The sequence below is a fragment of the Novipirellula artificiosorum genome (genome assembly GCF_007860135.1).
Taxonomy (GTDB): domain Bacteria; phylum Planctomycetota; class Planctomycetia; order Pirellulales; family Pirellulaceae; genus Novipirellula_A; species Novipirellula_A artificiosorum.
The window spans coordinates 229,704-246,489 of sequence record NZ_SJPV01000011.1 but is presented as its reverse complement, the minus strand read 5'-3'; the positions used below and the strand labels follow the sequence as shown (position 1 = coordinate 246,489).

12 protein-coding genes are annotated in these 16,786 nt (G+C 55.5%); 7 read left to right on the top strand and 5 right to left on the bottom strand.

The genetic code is table 11. The features are described 5' to 3' along the window. Positions 1 to 176 precede the first annotated feature (176 nt). Complete coding sequence (locus tag Poly41_RS25375) at positions 177 to 1,970, top strand: 30S ribosomal protein S1 (RefSeq protein ID WP_146530167.1); 1,794 nt, start codon at positions 177 to 179, stop codon at positions 1,968 to 1,970. Between the two features lie 158 nt (positions 1,971 to 2,128). Here Poly41_RS25375 and fliW read toward each other — a convergent pair whose 3' ends face one another. Together fliW and Poly41_RS25365 are read right to left on the bottom strand one after the other, a co-directional pair. Continuing rightward, complete coding sequence (fliW, locus tag Poly41_RS25370) at positions 2,129 to 2,590, bottom strand: flagellar assembly protein FliW (RefSeq protein WP_146530223.1); 462 nt, start codon at positions 2,588 to 2,590, stop codon at positions 2,129 to 2,131. 86 nt (positions 2,591 to 2,676) lie between these two features. Further along, positions 2,677 to 4,632 (bottom strand): flagellin N-terminal helical domain-containing protein, encoded by a 1,956-nt coding sequence (locus Poly41_RS25365; RefSeq protein ID WP_146530166.1) that lies wholly within the window; start codon positions 4,630 to 4,632, stop codon positions 2,677 to 2,679. A gap of 239 nt (positions 4,633 to 4,871) precedes the next feature. Here Poly41_RS25365 and Poly41_RS25360 point away from each other — a divergent pair, with 239 nt between their 5' ends. Together Poly41_RS25360 and Poly41_RS25355 are read left to right on the top strand one after the other, a co-directional pair. Further along, a complete protein-coding gene (locus Poly41_RS25360) occupies positions 4,872 to 5,495 on the top strand; it encodes a tellurite resistance TerB family protein (RefSeq protein ID WP_146530165.1) in 624 nt (207 codons plus the stop codon). Positions 5,496 to 5,582: 87 nt separating this feature from the next. Continuing rightward, entirely contained in the window at positions 5,583 to 6,866 is a 1,284-nt protein-coding gene (locus Poly41_RS25355; protein ID WP_146530164.1) for a 6-phosphofructokinase, read from the top strand. Between the two features lie 8 nt (positions 6,867 to 6,874). Here Poly41_RS25355 and lhgO read toward each other — a convergent pair whose 3' ends face one another. Continuing rightward, on the bottom strand, positions 6,875 to 8,095 hold the full coding sequence (gene lhgO, locus Poly41_RS25350) for an L-2-hydroxyglutarate oxidase (RefSeq protein ID WP_231615920.1): 1,221 nt from the start codon (positions 8,093 to 8,095) through the stop codon (positions 6,875 to 6,877). Positions 8,096 to 8,368: 273 nt separating this feature from the next. Between lhgO and Poly41_RS25345 the strand changes: the two genes are divergently transcribed. Further along, complete coding sequence (locus Poly41_RS25345) at positions 8,369 to 9,628, top strand: HD-GYP domain-containing protein (protein ID WP_197231621.1); 1,260 nt, start codon at positions 8,369 to 8,371, stop codon at positions 9,626 to 9,628. A gap of 5 nt (positions 9,629 to 9,633) precedes the next feature. On the opposite strand, the gene Poly41_RS25340 is transcribed toward Poly41_RS25345, so the two are convergent. After that, complete coding sequence (locus Poly41_RS25340) at positions 9,634 to 11,529, bottom strand: CRTAC1 family protein (RefSeq protein ID WP_146530162.1); 1,896 nt, start codon at positions 11,527 to 11,529, stop codon at positions 9,634 to 9,636. Positions 11,530 to 11,545: 16 nt separating this feature from the next. Continuing rightward, entirely contained in the window at positions 11,546 to 14,377 is a 2,832-nt protein-coding gene (locus tag Poly41_RS25335; protein ID WP_146530161.1) for a multiheme c-type cytochrome, read from the bottom strand. Between the two features lie 140 nt (positions 14,378 to 14,517). Between Poly41_RS25335 and Poly41_RS25330 the strand changes: the two genes are divergently transcribed. The 3 genes from Poly41_RS25330 (at position 14,518) to Poly41_RS25320 (ending at position 16,776) form a co-directional block, all read left to right on the top strand. Continuing rightward, positions 14,518 to 15,084, top strand: coding sequence for an RNA polymerase sigma factor (locus Poly41_RS25330; protein ID WP_146530160.1), 567 nt, complete (start codon positions 14,518 to 14,520; stop codon positions 15,082 to 15,084). Next, entirely contained in the window at positions 15,077 to 15,475 is a 399-nt protein-coding gene (locus Poly41_RS25325; protein WP_146530159.1) for a hypothetical protein, read from the top strand. Before Poly41_RS25330 ends, Poly41_RS25325 begins: the two co-directional genes overlap by 8 nt. A 371-nt stretch (positions 15,476 to 15,846) precedes the next feature. Further along, a complete protein-coding gene (locus Poly41_RS25320) occupies positions 15,847 to 16,776 on the top strand; it encodes a hypothetical protein (protein WP_146530158.1) in 930 nt (309 codons plus the stop codon). Positions 16,777 to 16,786: the final 10 nt, after the last annotated feature.

Sequence of the window (16,786 nt, the reverse complement as noted above, 5' to 3'; positions counted from 1 at the left end):
CACCGTGAAACTTTGACGAAAGCTGTTGTGACGATTTTGTGGCTTTGATACCTTACCGGGCTACGCGCTCGGCGTCGTGCCGAGCAGGAGACAAATTTACCCTAACCCCCCGAGCGAGATCTGGCCGACACGTCTCCCGACCAGTTTTATCGACGCTCAATTGGTAGTTTTTTTTCATGGTCAACCGTAACCTCATTCGCAGTCTCGAAGACGACGACATTTTTGCTGAATTGGCTCTCCTGGTCCCTGAGGATCAAGGGGAAGAGCTGCTGCTGGAAGCCCTTGCGGCCGAACAACAAGATTACGCCCAAGGAAAACTCGTCGACGGGCATATCGTTGAACTCAACGACGAATGGGCCTTAATTGACGTCGGTTTCAAAAGTGAAGGAACCGTCAGCCTTGATGAATGGAGCGGTGAAGATCCGCCCAAAGTTGGCGACACCGTCAAAGTCCTGATCGAAGAGATGGAGGACGAAATTGGGGCCGCTGACGACCCCTACGGCATGATCTCGCTGAGCAAACGCAAAGCGGAAAAGATCATCGAATGGGAAGACATGATGGACAAAGTCGCCGAGGGCCAAGTGGTCACCGGTACGGTTGTCCGAAAGATCAAGGGCGGCCTGTTGGTCGAACTCGGCGTGATCCATGTCTTCCTGCCAGGCAGCCAAGTCGACATCCGACGCCCCGGCGATATTGGCGATTTCATCGGTCGCGTGATCCAAGCCGAAGTGCTGAAGATTGACGATACCCGTCGCAACATCGTCATCAGCCGCCGTTCGCTCATCGAACGCCAACGCGAAGAAGATCGCGCCTACCTGATGAAGGAACTCGAAGTCGGCCAAATTCGCAAAGGTGTGGTCAAGAACATCGCCGACTTTGGTGCGTTCGTGGACCTTGGCGGCATCGACGGACTGCTGCACATCACCGATATGGCCTGGGAACGAATCGGTCACCCCACCGAAATGGTTTCGATCGATCAAGAAATCGAGGTCAAGGTGCTGCACATCGACCGGGAAAAGCAAAAGATTGCTTTGGGGCTCAAGCAGAAAGATCGCAACCCGTGGGAAAACATCGAAGAGAAGTACCCGGTCAACAGCGATCACAAGGGCGAAGTGGTCAACGTGATGAGCTACGGTGCGTTCGTCAAACTCGAACCGGGCATCGAAGGTTTGGTCCACATCAGCGAAATGAGTTGGACCAAACGTGTCAATCATCCAAGCGAACTGGTCAACATCGGCGACGAGATCGAAGTCAAGATTCTCGGTGTCGATCCCGAAGGCCAGCAATTGTCGCTGGGCATGAAACAGACGCAAAAGAACCCCTGGGACGAAGTCCTCGAACGTTACCCCGAAGGCTCGGACGTCACCGGCAAGGTGCGTAACTTGACCAACTACGGCGCCTTCATCGAACTGGAAGAGGGTATCGACGGGTTGCTACACGTCAGCGATATGTCGTGGACACGAAAGATTGGCCATCCGAGCGAAATGCTTGAAAAGGGACAAGAAATCGCCTGCCGCGTGCTGAGCGTCGACGAAGAACGTCGCCGCATCGCACTGGGGTTGAAGCAGCTTGATAACGACCCGTGGGATGGTGACATTCCCGACAAGTATCAGCCCGGCCAATTGGTGAAGGGCAAAGTCACCAAGATCACCAACTTTGGCGTCTTCATCGGACTTGAAGATGGCCTCGAAGGGCTTCTTCACATCAGCGAGCTCGCGGATCAAAAAGTCGAGGATCCGGAAGAGGTCGTGAAGGTTGGCGACGAGATCGAAGTCAAGGTTCTTCGCGTCGATACCGGCGAGCGCAAGATTGGCTTGTCGCTCAAGCGAGTCGAATGGGACGAAGATCAAGAAAAGGCGGCTGCAGCTGCGGAAGCGGCCGAGAACGAGATCCCAGCCTCCAGCGTCGATGGCGAGCTGAAGGGTGGACTCGGAAGTGGCGAAGGCCCACTGTTCCCCGGCGGAGAATAGTTCGTCACGCTGCGGAGTCACTTCTTGATCGTTTACGAAAAACGCCGCTGGTTCATGCCAGCGGCGTTTTCTTTTGTGACGTTTGCTTGTTCCGACCGACGATGGCTTTGATCCATGCCCCAGACATTTCCGGCCGGCAAGTCCGATGGAAACCTGCTCTAGGCAGCCCGTTTTAAGAACGACGGTGCTGGCATCACCAATTGTCGTTTGAGGGGCAGCGTTTGCTGAATGGGCATTTCGTTGTCGGCAATGACCTGACACCCAAGCCGTCGATCAAGGTTCAACAGGATCGGCGCGCGAAGGTTCGTCGTGATTTTATCTTCGCGTCCAGAAATCGTGGTCATGATATAGAGTTCGGCGCCCGGGCGAAGATGCAAACTGCCAAGCTCACGCCGCCCCAGGTGCACTCGATAGTCTTCAAAGAACGCTCGAGGGCTGATCAACGGAATCGCTCGGTCGCCGCGTGAAACACTTTGCAGCCAAGCGACGTTGGGCGTCTGTGGGTCCGGCAACAACGCCCATTGGCGAAGCGCTTCCATTCCGATCAATCCTTGTGGAAACAGAAACAGTTCGTCCGCATTGATTTGCAGAATCCCAAAGCGGTTCGTGTTCATTCGCATCATGCGGCTTCCAAGGAAAGTTTGACCTGGCAAATCGATATCCACCTTTCATATCGGCAATCGAATCGGCAGAATCGACAAAATCGTTACAAGAAGTTCAAGAGTGTCATTTGGGACGTTTGGCCAATGATCCGCATCGAGGCTTCCATGGCAATTTGACGCTGGCTTAGGTCGCTGATCACGGTTGCTAAATCTGCATCGACTTCGTTGGAAAGCTGAGATTTCATCTGGACGATCTCCGTCTCGGTGGCCGCTTTCATGTCGAGCAGGTTCCGTGACCAGATGCCCACCCGGGATCGGGCGCCGGAGGCTCGGTCGAGGTCCTCATCGAGTCGGCTTTGCAATCGCCCAATCTCCCCTTCATTTCCGCTCAAGATCGCGGCTTCCAGTCGCATCAACGTGTCGAGCGCGCCGCCGGCTTCGAGTGGCAAGTAGTCCACACCGGCCACTTTGTTGACGCTTCCGTCCATGACCCCGAAGGCTTCGGATTCTCCCTCGGCAATCAAGCCAAGCCGAGTGCCGGCGTTACTGAATTGATTCTGACTCACCCTGATCGGCGCAGCACCGGGAGGTGCCTGCAATTCGATCCCGTTCCCCATTTGGTTTAAGCTCACCAAGACGCGCGACGTGTCTTGGTTCTGTGGATGATTGCGAATCAAGGTAAGAACGTCCTCGATTGTCTCGGCACCCTCCAAATCAAGCCCCAGCTCCGTCCCATCCGGTCGTGTGATGGTCAGGTCCACGCTATCGTTGTTGAGCACCAACCCGCGACCCCGCCCCAGTTCGCTCAGACGGGTGGTTTCGGTCGCCGAACGGATTCCGAGCGACCGAGCGGCCGACCCGCCATTTTCGCCAATCGAATAGTCAACACCACTGCGAAGCGAACGCAGTTGGACTCGGCCTTCGGCTTCATTGAGCGATGCATGCACATCGGCACCGCTGCGGTTGATCGCAATCAACACGTCCCCCATCGTCTCGACGTCCGAGAGATCGATGTTGAAGGTTTGCTGGCCCTGTTGGATGGTGATGCCGCTGCTAAGATCGACCCCCGCTCCATAATCCAAATCTTCGATCTTCGTGCTCGTGGTCACACGAGGCATCAACTTGTCGCCAATGATGGGCGGAGCCGAAAAACCACCTGGATTTTCGATCGAAAGGTCGTGCGCCAACGTGCTACCCGCGGAGTCCTCAATCGCCAAGGTCCCGGCCAATCCATCGGCATAAGCAACTCGAATCGAATCATCCAGCAAGGTCACGTCCAACTTTCGTCCGCTGATTTCGAGGGACGATAACACATCGGCCACGTCGCCTATCGTGCCTGCGGTGCGTAGATCGACCGTGGTGTATTCAGCGCCGCCCGAAATCCGAATGACTCCCGGCGTGACGCCTTTTCCACCACGCATGTCGACGAGCCGCGTGGCATGGTCAAGCGACGCGTTCAGCGGGTCGCCCTCAAGAATCATCGAATAGGCGCCTAACGATTCCGCTGCGGTGACATTGATCGACGATGGCGTCCCGAGCCCCACTTCGGTGCGGCCCACCGCGCTGTTGCCACCGTAAACGATTTCGTTGCCGTCGTATTGAAATGCTGCGTCGGAATTAAGGATTCCACCGAGCAGTTGTTGGTCGCGAAACATCGCGTTGCCGGCTGCAAAAACGCTCTGGATGGCTTCTCGCACCGTCGTTGCAATCGCCGTCCGCACATCGTCGGAAATAACGGTCTCAACTCCCTCGACCGCCGCGCCACGTGCTTGGATCAAGGCGTTATCAATCCTCGACAAGGCATCATCCGACGAATCATAGAAACCACTGACCGAGTTCGCATTGCGGACCAATTGTTCGCCACGGTCAATCGAGCGATTCAGCCCCAGGGCGCGATTGGCTGCTGCCGGGTCATCCGAGAGCCGCAACACTCGCCGCCCAGAGGACAGCTGATCGTATTGCTTCTGAATCGCCAATTGATCGGATGACAATTGGTACAGTAGACGCTGAGTCGTCAACGCCGAACTGGTCCGATTCGCAGAAACAGGCAATAGTGACATAACGCTGCTCGGGAGCCGTCGGCGAAAGGATTCGGACGAGAAAACGGATAAAGTGATTATCGGGTCCGTGGCGGGTGCGGCGCCAGAAAAACCACCGTGATCGGAATAATCGGCGTCAGTAAACGTTTCAAATGGCAGGCTTTCTCTAAAATGAGAACAAACAACCATGGTCACGCAATCCCTGCGGCGACCTGGCCCGCGAGGAAGTCGACAGCCGCCCACCTCTTTGAGTATTGGAAATGATCTTGATTGGCACCATGAATTTGACGCGCACTCGCGATCGTGGCAATTTCTACTGCCCCACGTGCCGGACGCCGCAGTCTTACCGCTTGCGCACCCGACGACCGTTCTTGACGATCTACTTCATTCCCACGGTGCCGATCGGGTCGGCGGAAGCCTTCGTTCAATGCGATGGATGTCGCAGCACGTGGGATCTCAGCGTGCTTGAAATGGACCAGAAAGGCCACGAGAGGGTCCAGGAAGAGCAGTTTCGTGAGGAGGCCCTGCGCGCGTGCGTGCTGATCGTGCTGGCGGACGGTCACGTTTCCGAACAGGAAATCGCGGCGCTGCTGCAGATTGCCAGTGGGCTGCTGGAAACGCCCACCGACCGCGAGACGCTGGGACGATTGAGTTCAATCGCGGCCGAGAATCGAGTCAAGGCGACCAACTATGTGCTCACGATTTCGCGTCGTTGGAGTCAGCCTCAGAAGCGTAAAGCGTTGCAGGCCATGTTCTTAGCCGCATCGGCCACTGGCGAGTTGGGGACCGAGCAGTTGGCGATCTTGACCCAAATGAAAGAACTCTTGGAGCTGACCGACCCGCAGTACGAATCGGCGATCGAGGAAGCGTTGACCTATGAATAAGATCGCCATCTTGGCGTCAGCCGACAGATCCCTAGAATCGTCGACTCCGATAGGCTCGTTCCTTCTTTCCCAATCACATGACCCCCCATGCCAAATAGACAGCCCCACGACATCAAACGCATCGCCATCTTGTTTGCTGGCGGTCCTGCACCGGCTGCGAATGCGGTGATCTCAACCGCCGCTTTCTCGTTCCTCGAAGAGGGGGCTCAGGTCTTTGGAATCAAGCATGGCTACAGCCGATTGGTAGAATACACCGCTGCGGGCCCGCTTCAAGAAGGTGTCGACTACATCAATTTCACGCAGGATTCCTTGACGAATGCGCGCAGCAGCCGCGGCATCATGATCGGAACGGCACGAACCAATCCTGGGAAGCACGTCTGTTCGCCTGACCATTTGAAGAACCCCGAACTGGTCGCTCCCTTGCGCCGCGTCTACGAAGGTCTCTGCTCCTTAGAGGTGGATGCGTTGATTTCGATCGGCGGCGATGACACGCTAAAAACCGCCAACAAGCTGAAGATGTTCCAGGACAACTTACCTGCGGATGCCCGGCGGTTTCCGGTCGTGCACTTGCCGAAAACGATCGACAACGATTATTCCGGCATCGACTTCACCTTTGGCTTCTTCACCGCAGTGGAGACGTTGGCCGAAGAAATTCGCAACCTCAACTTTGACGCCGCCGCCAGTCGCGCCTATTTCCTCTGCGAGGCAATGGGCCGAAGTGCTGGTTGGCTCGCTTATGGCGCGGCGATCGCAGGTGAAGCAAGCATGGTGCTGAGTGTCGAAGACATCACCGGTGCGTTAGCGGAAGAAGAAATCGTCAATCAAGATACCGGTGAAACAAAGAAGATCATGGCGCTCGACCGCGTGATCGACCGCATGGTCGACATGATGATCGCCCGAGAACGCGAAGGCCGCGAATACGGAACGATCGTGGTCGCCGAGGGTTTGGCAGAATATTTGCCGGCAATCTACCTCGAGGGGGTTGAACGTGATGATCATGGCCACATCAACATCTCGTCGATCAATCTTTCCGCGTTGATCGCAAAGCTCATTTCGCATCGCTACAACGAACGGACCGGCCGCACGCGTAAAGTCAACGGCTTGCAGCTCGGATACGAAGCAAGATGCGCACCGCCCCACGCTTACGACGTGATGCTCGGCGCTCAGCTCGGCGTCGGTGCCTATCGAGCACTCGTCGAAGAAAAGCTCAATGGCGTCATGGTGTCCGTCTCAGGACAACTTGATCTTCACTTCGTGCCATTCGAGCAGCTGGTGGATCCGCAAACTTTGGTAACAAAAGTACGCTACATCGAACTCAACAGCGACTTCCACAAACTGGCCCGATTCCTCGAGACCTGTATCGACATCTAGGTGCCTGCTCACATCGCTTCAAAGTGATCAACAATTTGATCCGCGATCGCGATCGACGCGGTCGCGGCCGGCGAGGGAGCATTCAGCACATGAATGGCATGCTCCGTCGGTTCGATCAAAAAATCGTCCAGTAACCCGCCCTCCGGTGCGACAGCTTGTGCACGAACCCCCGCGCGTCCCGGTTTCAGGTCGGCCGCGTTCACCGAAGGAATTAACCTTTGCAACGCTCGCACAAAAGCAGTCTTGCGGAGCGAGCGATGGATTTCACCGACCCCCATCCGCCAATGGGTTTTCGCCATCCTTAGGAAACCAGGGTACAGAAGCGTCCCCGCCAGGTCCTTCGGATTCATGGTCTTCCAGTCATATCCGTGTCGCGATAGGGCTAACACCGCATTGGGGCCACACTCGACTCCACCACCAATCATCCGAGTAAAGTGGACACCGAGGAAGGGGAAAGCGGGATCAGGCACCGGGTAGATTAGGTTGCGACACAACGACTCTCTGCCTTGGTTCAATTCGTAGTACTCGCCACGAAACGGAACAATCCGAACGCTCGGTTGGCCACCGGCCAATTGTAAGACCCGATCACTTTGCAGCCCCGCACAATTGATAAGACGGCCGCAATCCATCTCAGACCCTAACGAACTTGAAACACGAATCGATCGTTTTGTCGGATGGATCTTGGCAACCCGGAATCCTAAGACCACCTTGCCTCCGTGATCGACAATCCATCGATGCATGGCGGCACAGACGTCGACATAATTGACGATCCCCGTCGCTGGCACATGCAAGGCCGCAATTCCGGCAGCAGCAGGTTCAAGTTGTCGAAGCTGGTCGGTATCGATGCGTTCGAACTCGACGCCATTGGCCGTCGCGTTTTCCGCAATGCGATTGAGTCCAGCAAGTTCCAACTCGCTGGTTGCAACGACCACCTTGCCGCAGCGATCCCACATGATGCCAGAGTCGTCGCAAAACGCTTCCATCGCCGCCTTGCCCGCGCGGCAGGTTTTCGCCTTATTCGAACCCGGTTTGTAGTAAATCCCCGAATGCAGCACCCCCGAGTTGTGGCCGCTTTGGTGTCCTGCGACGCGTGATTCTGCTTCGACCACCGTCACGGACAATGCGCCATGGCGCTGAATCAACTGCATCGCCGTTGCCAAGCCGACGATCCCGCCACCGACCACGACCACGTCGGCTGTTGCTCGCTGCGATTTTCCTGTTGCCATCATTTTTCCATTCTAGAAAACAGGGCCTCGCTTTGGCACCCCGCACTCCACGCCGCACCCGATTCGGCTGGCGCCATCGTCATGACCCTCACGACTCCCCTCCATTTGATCGGAACGACCGGCTAAAACGCCTCAATTACCGGCGAACCCGAGCCCCGTAGCAAGACGACGTTTGGCAAGGATTCGAACGCGACTTAGGTTTTGATAGCTGGACAGCACGCTGTCCCACAAGAGCTTGTTGCAATCCACGCGTAGGACATGAGGGCGATGTCAACTATGGGGTCAGTTTCTGTTTCGGTGGATCAGTTACGTCCCGGCGTAACCTGTAGCCATGCGATCGAAGATGACGCCGGCATCCTGCTGCTCGGTTCCGGTACACGCATCACCGAACAAGTGATCGCCGGATTACTCGACCGGAACGTTAGCTCGATCGAAGTCCACCCAAGCGACCTCGCAGCGCTGACGGGGAACCCACGCTCGGGAGCCAAGGCAGCGGCGAAACCCCAGCGAGAAACCCCGTCAGGGTTTACAGGTGTTTGGGAGCCGAACGTGGCGCTGAAAGAGTTTCTGATCAATCGTTTTGACGAGCCACTCAGTGAGAAGCGGACCGCATCCTTGCAACGAGGTCTCGTCGGCGCGCGAGCGCGCTTCGATCAACTCCAACAAATGTTGCTCGACCATGACGCTCATTCCATCAATCCGATCACCACGATCTCCGAAGCCTACGCTCGAGCCATGCTTGACGACCACGACCAAACCGTTGGTGTGATTGGTGGCCCGGACGCAAATCACGATTTGACGCGCCGATCCGTACGGTTTGCAGTGCTCGGCATGGCCGTGGGAACCGAGATGGGACTCGATGGTCCAACGACGCTCGAAATTGGTCTCACGGGACTCTTGCATGACATCGGTTTGCTGGTCATGGATCCAAAGCTTCGTGATCCAAGTTCAAACTTGTCGTCTGAGGATCGCTGGGAATATGAAAAGCACCCGCTCATCTCGAAGGACAGCATCGCGAATCTGCGAGACATTCCCCATAGTGTGCAGTTAGCGATCCAACAAGTTCATGAACAGTTTGATGGATCGGGATTTCCACGGGCTTTGCGAGGGCCACGGATTCACTTGTACGCCAGGGTGCTCAACGTGGTCGACGCCTACTTGCAGTTGACGACTCCCGCAAGCAACCGCTGTGCGATCTTGCCTCACGATGCGCTTGGATTAATTTTGCATCATGCGGGACGCGGGATCTTCGATCCGCAAGTCATTCGCGCTTTCCTCAAGACCGAATCCATGTTTCCGCTCGGCAGTTTGGTCGAGTTGCGTAGTGGACAGCAAGCGACCGTGATTCGCCGATCGCCCGATAATTACGCGGCACCCGTCTTGGTCGACGCTGACGGAGAACGATTGGATGCCACGGTGCAGGAAAACCAGATCGCTCGCCCGTTGGCGGTTCCTGGGATCCCACAAATGCGAGTTCCCGTTTCGCAAATGGCATCCATCACCTGGAATGTCGCCGAAAACCTGTTAATGGTCTGAGTGCATCACCGCACCAAGCGGTGAACCTGATCCACCTGCAGTGGCCCAAATTCTTGCCGCCGGCCATCGGGCCATTGCACCACGACATTCTCCACTTGATCCGTGTCACCGAGCCCAAACGTGACGGGCAACTCGACTTGCGACAAATAGCTGCGAGTTGGCATCACTTGTTTACGGTACGTCTTTTCCCCGACGATCACCTCGGCCCAGGCACCGATAGCATCACGGTTGACCGCTGAGCCATCGCCCACCAATTTCAATCGCAACCAATGCTGACCCGGCGTCAATTCGTTGCGCAGCAGACGCGGCTTGCGTCCAACCGATGTGATCAAGACATCCAGATCCCCATCGAGATCATAGTCCAGATAAACCGCACCACGTCCCACCATCGGCTGAAGTAAATCGTCTCCGCAATGTTCCCGATTCACTTTTAAAAACTCCGTGCCGTATTGCGCACCCGCGTTCCAAAACAACTGAGGCGGTTGTTCGTAGTGTTGACTCGGCTGCACTCGGTTGATCTCGTCTTCGAGATGTCCATTGGCACAGAACAAGTCCACCCGGCCATCCAGATCGTAGTCGAAGTAGAAGATACCAAACGTCAGTTCGAGTCGCGTACTCGGCCCGAGCCCCGTCGAAACGGCTTCATCGAAGAACTGCATTTTTCCTTTCCGCGAAACAAACATCGCTGTCATTTCGTTGGCAAAGTTTCCTATCGCTATCGCGATTGCCTTGTTGTCACGAAACGGGGTCACATCGATCCCCATCGCACCACGCGCATTTCCGCCTGAATCGAAGGCGATCCCCGACAACACGCCATACTCTTGAAATTTGCCGTCGCCGGTGTTGTTGAACAACAGGTTTTGCACGGTATCGTTGGCGACGATCAAATCAAGTGTCCCATTATCGTCGACGTCGCAAATCGTCACGCCCAGCGATTTGGGTTGCTCGACCCCCGTTGCCGGATTGCGAACTTGGACGCCCGCTTGCTCGGAGATATCGCTGAACTTCCCGCCACCGTCGTTGCGATAAAAGTATGGAAACACACCCTCGAAATTTTGAGGTCGGCCATAGGCACGGCCCCCACCAACGAGTTGGAAGTTCTGCGAGACATCATAATCGCGAGTCCATTTGACATAGTTGCCAACGAACAAGTCCAGATCACTATCGTTGTCATAATCAAACCACCCTGCGCCGCAGCTCCATGCATCGTCAGCGCCGGCCAACCCTGCCGTTGACGTGACTTCTTCAAAATGGCCATCACCAAGATTTCGAAACAAGTGGTTGGGCCCCAGCGCGGTGATGAAGACGTCGACCCAACCGTCATTGTCATAGTCGCCGACCGCAGTTCCCATTCCGTAGCACGAAACATCCAGACCTGAGCCAACCGTCACGTTGGTAAATTTCCCGCCGTCGTTCCGATAGAGCCCCATCGTGCTCGGCGGATTCCCCGATGGCGTCTGAGGCCAATCCTTCGAGTTGACGAACAAGATATCTTGATCGCCATCGTTATCAAAATCGAAGGCCGCGCAGCCGCCACCCATCGTCTCAGGCAGCAACTTTTCCCCCGTCGCACCGTTATTATGGACAAAGTCGATCCCGACTTCCTTCGTTACGTCGGTGAACGAGACCGTCGGTATCTCTACCTTTGGCATTTCACGGATTCGCACCGGAGCCAACCGTGTCTGCTTCAGCTCCGGTGGCGGTTCGGGGCGGGAAACCAAATAGGCGATCCCCCCTCCCACTGCAAACAATGCCACGATCGCCGCAAGCGAACTCCGGAACGCTCGTCCGATCACAGCATCATCATGATGTTCGGTTTCGAGGTCTCGTGGATCGTGGTCAGGATTGGGATTCACGATTCGATACTTTCCATGTGAGTCAGGTACAAGCCAACGTGCCATTTCAAAAGAGGTCGACTTAGGGCTGAGCGATAGAGCGTGTCAGCGAGTACTTCACCACCGCTTCGGCCGCATGATTCGCCGCGGGGTATCGCTCTCGCGCCAAGCGGATCGCCCGTCCCTGTGCATTGTCATCGGGTTTGTACTTTAAGTGAGCTTGGCGATGGAACGCGGACCTTTCCTCGTCACCGAGCTTTTCGTACAACTGTTGCAGGTTGTGATGAGCGGAGACATTTTCGGGATCAATCGCCAGCGTCCGTTCAAACCGCGAAACCGCTTCTCCGTAGTAAGCTTCTGCCTGGTCAGCACGATCTTGCCGAGCGCGAACGTTGCCGAGATCAAAAAGCGTTCGGCCCAGCAGGTTGATCACTTCGATATCCAAACTGAAGTCGAAGCCGCGTCGCTGCATCTCTTCGGTGCGATCCTCGAGCACACTGCGAAGGTTCAATTCGGCCTCTTCGAGTCGGCCTTGTTGGGCATTGACCGCGCCCGACAACCATGCCCAAGTCCAACGCGGAAACCCTGCCTGCTCACGAAACCGAGTGGCTCGGTTCAGCGCATCGACCGCGTCATCCAATCGCCCTTCGGTATTGAAGACTCTCGCCAAATTCAACGGGCCATCCCAACGATCGAGTTTTTCAACTTCGAGAAAAGCTTCCTCAGCTTGCCGCAGTTCCGCTTTCCCTTTCAGCAGCAAACCGATCCCGTAGTCGTTCCAGCGTTGCCAAACGGGGATTTCACTGTCCGCGTTTTCGACGGTTTCCGCAACGCCCTCCACGGGAAATAGGATTGAATCGCTGGCAAGGGTCGTAATCGGCAGTTGGTTGAGATAGGGTTTTCCTGGTTGTTGGCCGCGAATCGATTGACCAAGTGTCTGCATCTTCTCGGCAACGAAGTTCATATAGAACTGATCGAACTTGCGGTACAACACTTTCACTTCGACCTTCACCGGCGCGTCGACGTCAACGGGGACTTCAAGTTCATAGTGAACCGTCTGGGCCGCCCCCGGTGGAATTTGGTGATTGTACAAGGGCGTGAAAATGTCCTCCGCATTACGTCGGTCGATACGTCGTCCGTTCTTGTCGAGCATGAACACGTTCAAGAAATGGGACCACGGGTCCACTTCGTTCTGCTTGTCGGCATTCACTTCTCCGCTACGTCCAATGACACGGTCCCCCACACTCACCTTCACATCAATCCAAATCTCGTTCGAATCCGTCGTTCCCTGGGTAAAATGATGGCCAAGTTTCAGGGTCCGTACGACCGCATCGAGCAAATACTTGCTTCCCGGCTTCAGCATGGGGACAGCGGGACGCAGCGGCGCGATCCGTTTCCCATCAATTTCACCCCCTTCGCGAAGTCCAAAGATGTCAACTCGTAAGTTATCTTTCAGAAAAGCTTGGTGGGCCGCCGTCACTTCCTTACGATCTCTCAACCACGAGATGCCCGTATTGGCTGACGGAAACAAGTGATCGTGAACACTCAACGAATGGGAACCGGCAAACCTCTGTGCTCCAAAATCGTCTGACTCCTTCAAGGGCATGTGGCATTGGTTGCAATTGTGCTCTGCCTGAGCGGGGTAGTAAAAACTTCTTGCGCCATGGCCTGATACGCCGCTAAACAAATACGAATCGTAGTGGTTTTGACCTCTAAGAAACTCTTTGTAGTGGTTCAACGCGTAGGGCAAATGGACTTTGTGACACGTCGAACAGAACTCGGCCGTCTTGTGCAGCGGCTTCAGAAAGGTCTTTTTGTGAAATGACGGTTTGGCCTTGACCAACTGGTTGTTGATCCACTGCAGCACCGAGTTGTCGCTATAGGCAAACGGGTAATGCAGTGGTTCTTCGATGGTGTAGTCACCATTGCCGCGGACACCGTTGACATGGGTGATCGCATGGCAAGCCGTGCAAGTGATCCCGGCGGTGGCCGTGTCATGATTCAACAAATCAAAGTCAGGATCATCAAACGCCCCAGAAAAGAAGGGGACCGGATCATGACAACCGGCACAAAAGCGTGCTCCCTTGACATTCCCATCGCGTTGCATCGACACCGCTCGAGTATCGATGACACTCGCCAAGTAGGGTGGATTGTTAAACGAACTGAAACGATGAACGCTGTCACTCCACTGCTGGTGAACGTCGGCGTGGCATTTTATGCAGTATTGATCTTGCATCAACGTCTTCGCCGGAATGAAGTTTCCCGACGATGTCCTGGCCAACGAAGGCTTAAAGTACTCTGACCCCGATTCGGGCCCCACCGCGTTCCATTGTCGAGGATCCTGCATTTGCATCACGACGAGACCTAAAATCGATGCCGCGGCGACGCCAGCAAACCCGAAGCCAACCTTCCATTTGATCTTCGGACCGACGAGGCGATGCAGCCAATACAACCAAATGGCCGCAAGTGGGCAAGCGACGTGCAACCAGTAAACGGTACTGCGTGCCATCGGTTGCTTCAAATCGAAACCGCTCACCCGCATCAACAAAATCCCCGTCGCCAACACCGTCACACTGACCGCAAACAGCGCATAACCAATACGCAGTGCACGCCGATTGCGGCGGTTGCGGGTGTTCCACATATGGATGAAGCCAAAAACCACCAAGGGCAAAACCAGCAACAAGCCCATCACAAGATGTGCAAGAAACATGTACTGGTAGTAATAGTCTTGATAGGTTTCGTTACGAGACCACTCCATCAGCGTGATGCTGGCGAGGTAGCCTGAATTCGCAAACAACAATGCGACGAGAACGAACACCACGTACAACAGTTTTCGCAACCGAGGTCCTACGGCGCGAACATATTTCTTTTTTTTTACCGCTGGTCTTGTATCCGTTGCAGAGCTCGGGGCCATGGATCGTTTTCCGAAAGATATGCAGAACAGGGGGGGGGAAGCGAGTAGGTTCGGAGGATCGTGCAAAGATCTACGAAAAGTTGGTCAAAAAGGTTCAAATGGTTAGACAAACCGGCTTCCGTGGCGCATTCTAACGGTTAATGGCCACCTTTGACAGTTTTTCCGACCAAGTTCGACGTCGCGCCGAACGGATTGCCGAAAGCAGTGCTGCCGCACTTGCGGGGTTGTATGATTTAACCGCCCAGCGGTTAGTGCGCTACGCGACGACGATCACCGCAAACCAGCACGATGCCGAAGACGCTGTCTCGGCGGCCTTGGTACGGGTGGCCCGAGAGCCGCGATTGTTGTGCCGAGCGGAACGTCCGTGGGCCTACCTGCTGCGAATGGTCCGAAATGAGTCGCTCTTGATTCTGCGGAAAAAGAAACGATGGTCGTTGCTGGGTGACCTTTCAGACTTATTGACTCGGCGTTCAAGCGACCCGATCGAAATCGAAGACCAGCAACGAGCCGTCTGGTCCGCACTGCGATCGCTGCCGACCGAGCAAAGCGAAGTGGTGGTACTGAAAATCTGGGAAGACATGACGTTTGCTCAGATTTCGGAAGTGCTGGAAGTGAGCCCCTCAACCGCCGCAAGTCGCTACCGCTACGCGATCGAGAAACTCTCGGGCAAACTGCGTTCTTCGGACGCGGAGGTGATCCATGAGTGATTCTCATCGACCCGAGCGGTTCAGCCATCACCACGAGGCACCGACCGAGTTGGAACGGTTAATCCAATCGGCGGGTCGGTACGTTCACCCGAGTGAAGACCATCGCCCGCGCACGCTCGAGGCTGCCCAGCAACAATGCGAGAACCTGAAGGCTCAAGAAACGCTGGGAAGGTTCTTTGCTTGCGCCATGCTGCTGTTTTTGGTCAGCGTTCCCGTGTTGGGGTTTCTTGACACCTACCGGCCGCGATTCCAGGGACCGACCTCATCGGAATTGCAACAAAAAGCATCCGCGTTTTCCCTGCAAGCGAATGTGGGGCCGCAATGGGGCATGTACGAAGCATTTAGCCAATGGCGCAGGGACCAGGCCGAGCAATTTGGAACCGCTCCCTAACTCGGATGTCTTGGCTTGTGCCACATCCCTTGGATGCGGTGGCTTTGATGTGTGCTATTGGTTTTCTTGTCACCGCTCAAGGCTTAATTGACCAGCGCCACTTAGTGTGGCGATTTTCCGTAATCTTACGAATCAATCTCGGACTGAGCGGCAAGGCGATAGCCGCCGGTATTTCGTGGGCATAACCGGCGGCTAGCGCCTTGCCGCTCACAAAACGCGCGCTGTCCAGTTAGTCAGCGTGATTGGTTGCTTTTCTTTTTCGTTTTGTTAGACAAATCCTTGCCGCCGAAGCATTGTTCGGGTGAGTAGCCAAACCGAGTGTTTGATCCTGGCGTTGATCGCCAAACCGGCCTCCCCAACTTCGCAACACAATGCAGACCACCTCGAAACCCCTCGATCGCATTCTGACATGGAACGACCAACTTCTCGGATTGTCCGCTGCGGGGATCCCGATTGATTTTGGCGGCGCTTCGGCATCAGAATCGGTCACGAGTTCTGTCGAGAAGATCAATGCAGCCTTGACGCTCGCGGTCGCTCGGGGGCAAACGGTCGCACACGCTATCGAACATGAAGCCCTGATCCCAGACCGTTATCGACAAGCTGCGTTGACCCTGCTGCGCACGGCGGATGCGACGGTGCCCCTCGACATGCTGACCACACCCGCTCGAACACAACGCGAACTGACGATGAATCTATCGCGATGGTTCTTCCAGGTAGGCTTAGTTTTTGCACTTGCGCTGCTTGGTTTCATCTACTTGATTTTTGCCGCCGCACCACGAATACGAGCGTACTTTGGGTCGTTGGGTCTGAGCGATGGACCGTTAGCCTTTTTGACCTTCGCACGGGAAACGTTTTGGGGCTGGCTCTTGCTGCTGATAGCAGGATTTGCTGCTGCAGTTTGGCTTTGGCGAAAGCACGCAAACCAGATCGTCTGGAGTGTCTTTCCGGGTGGAAAACGGTACCAAGACGCCTGCGACAACGCGGACACGGCGAGTCACCTTGCAAATCTCATGCAACGAGAGATTTCACTTGATGACGCATTGCTGATGTCAGGTCGTACCACCGACTCGATGCCTCCACTGCTGCGATGGGCGGTACAAGGTGATCTTGAAGGCGAACCTCGTGACCGAGCCCTGCAGTTTGTTGCGAAAACCTATCAGCAAAAAGCGGCATACATTGCCACGCTCTGGCGGTTTGTCGTCCCCGCGGTGGCTGCTTCCGTTGTTGGTGGCGCTATCGTCCTCGCCTATGCGTTAGCGTTGTTTCTGCCTTGGCTGCACTTCCTCGAAGCATTGACGTGAGTCTTGAACT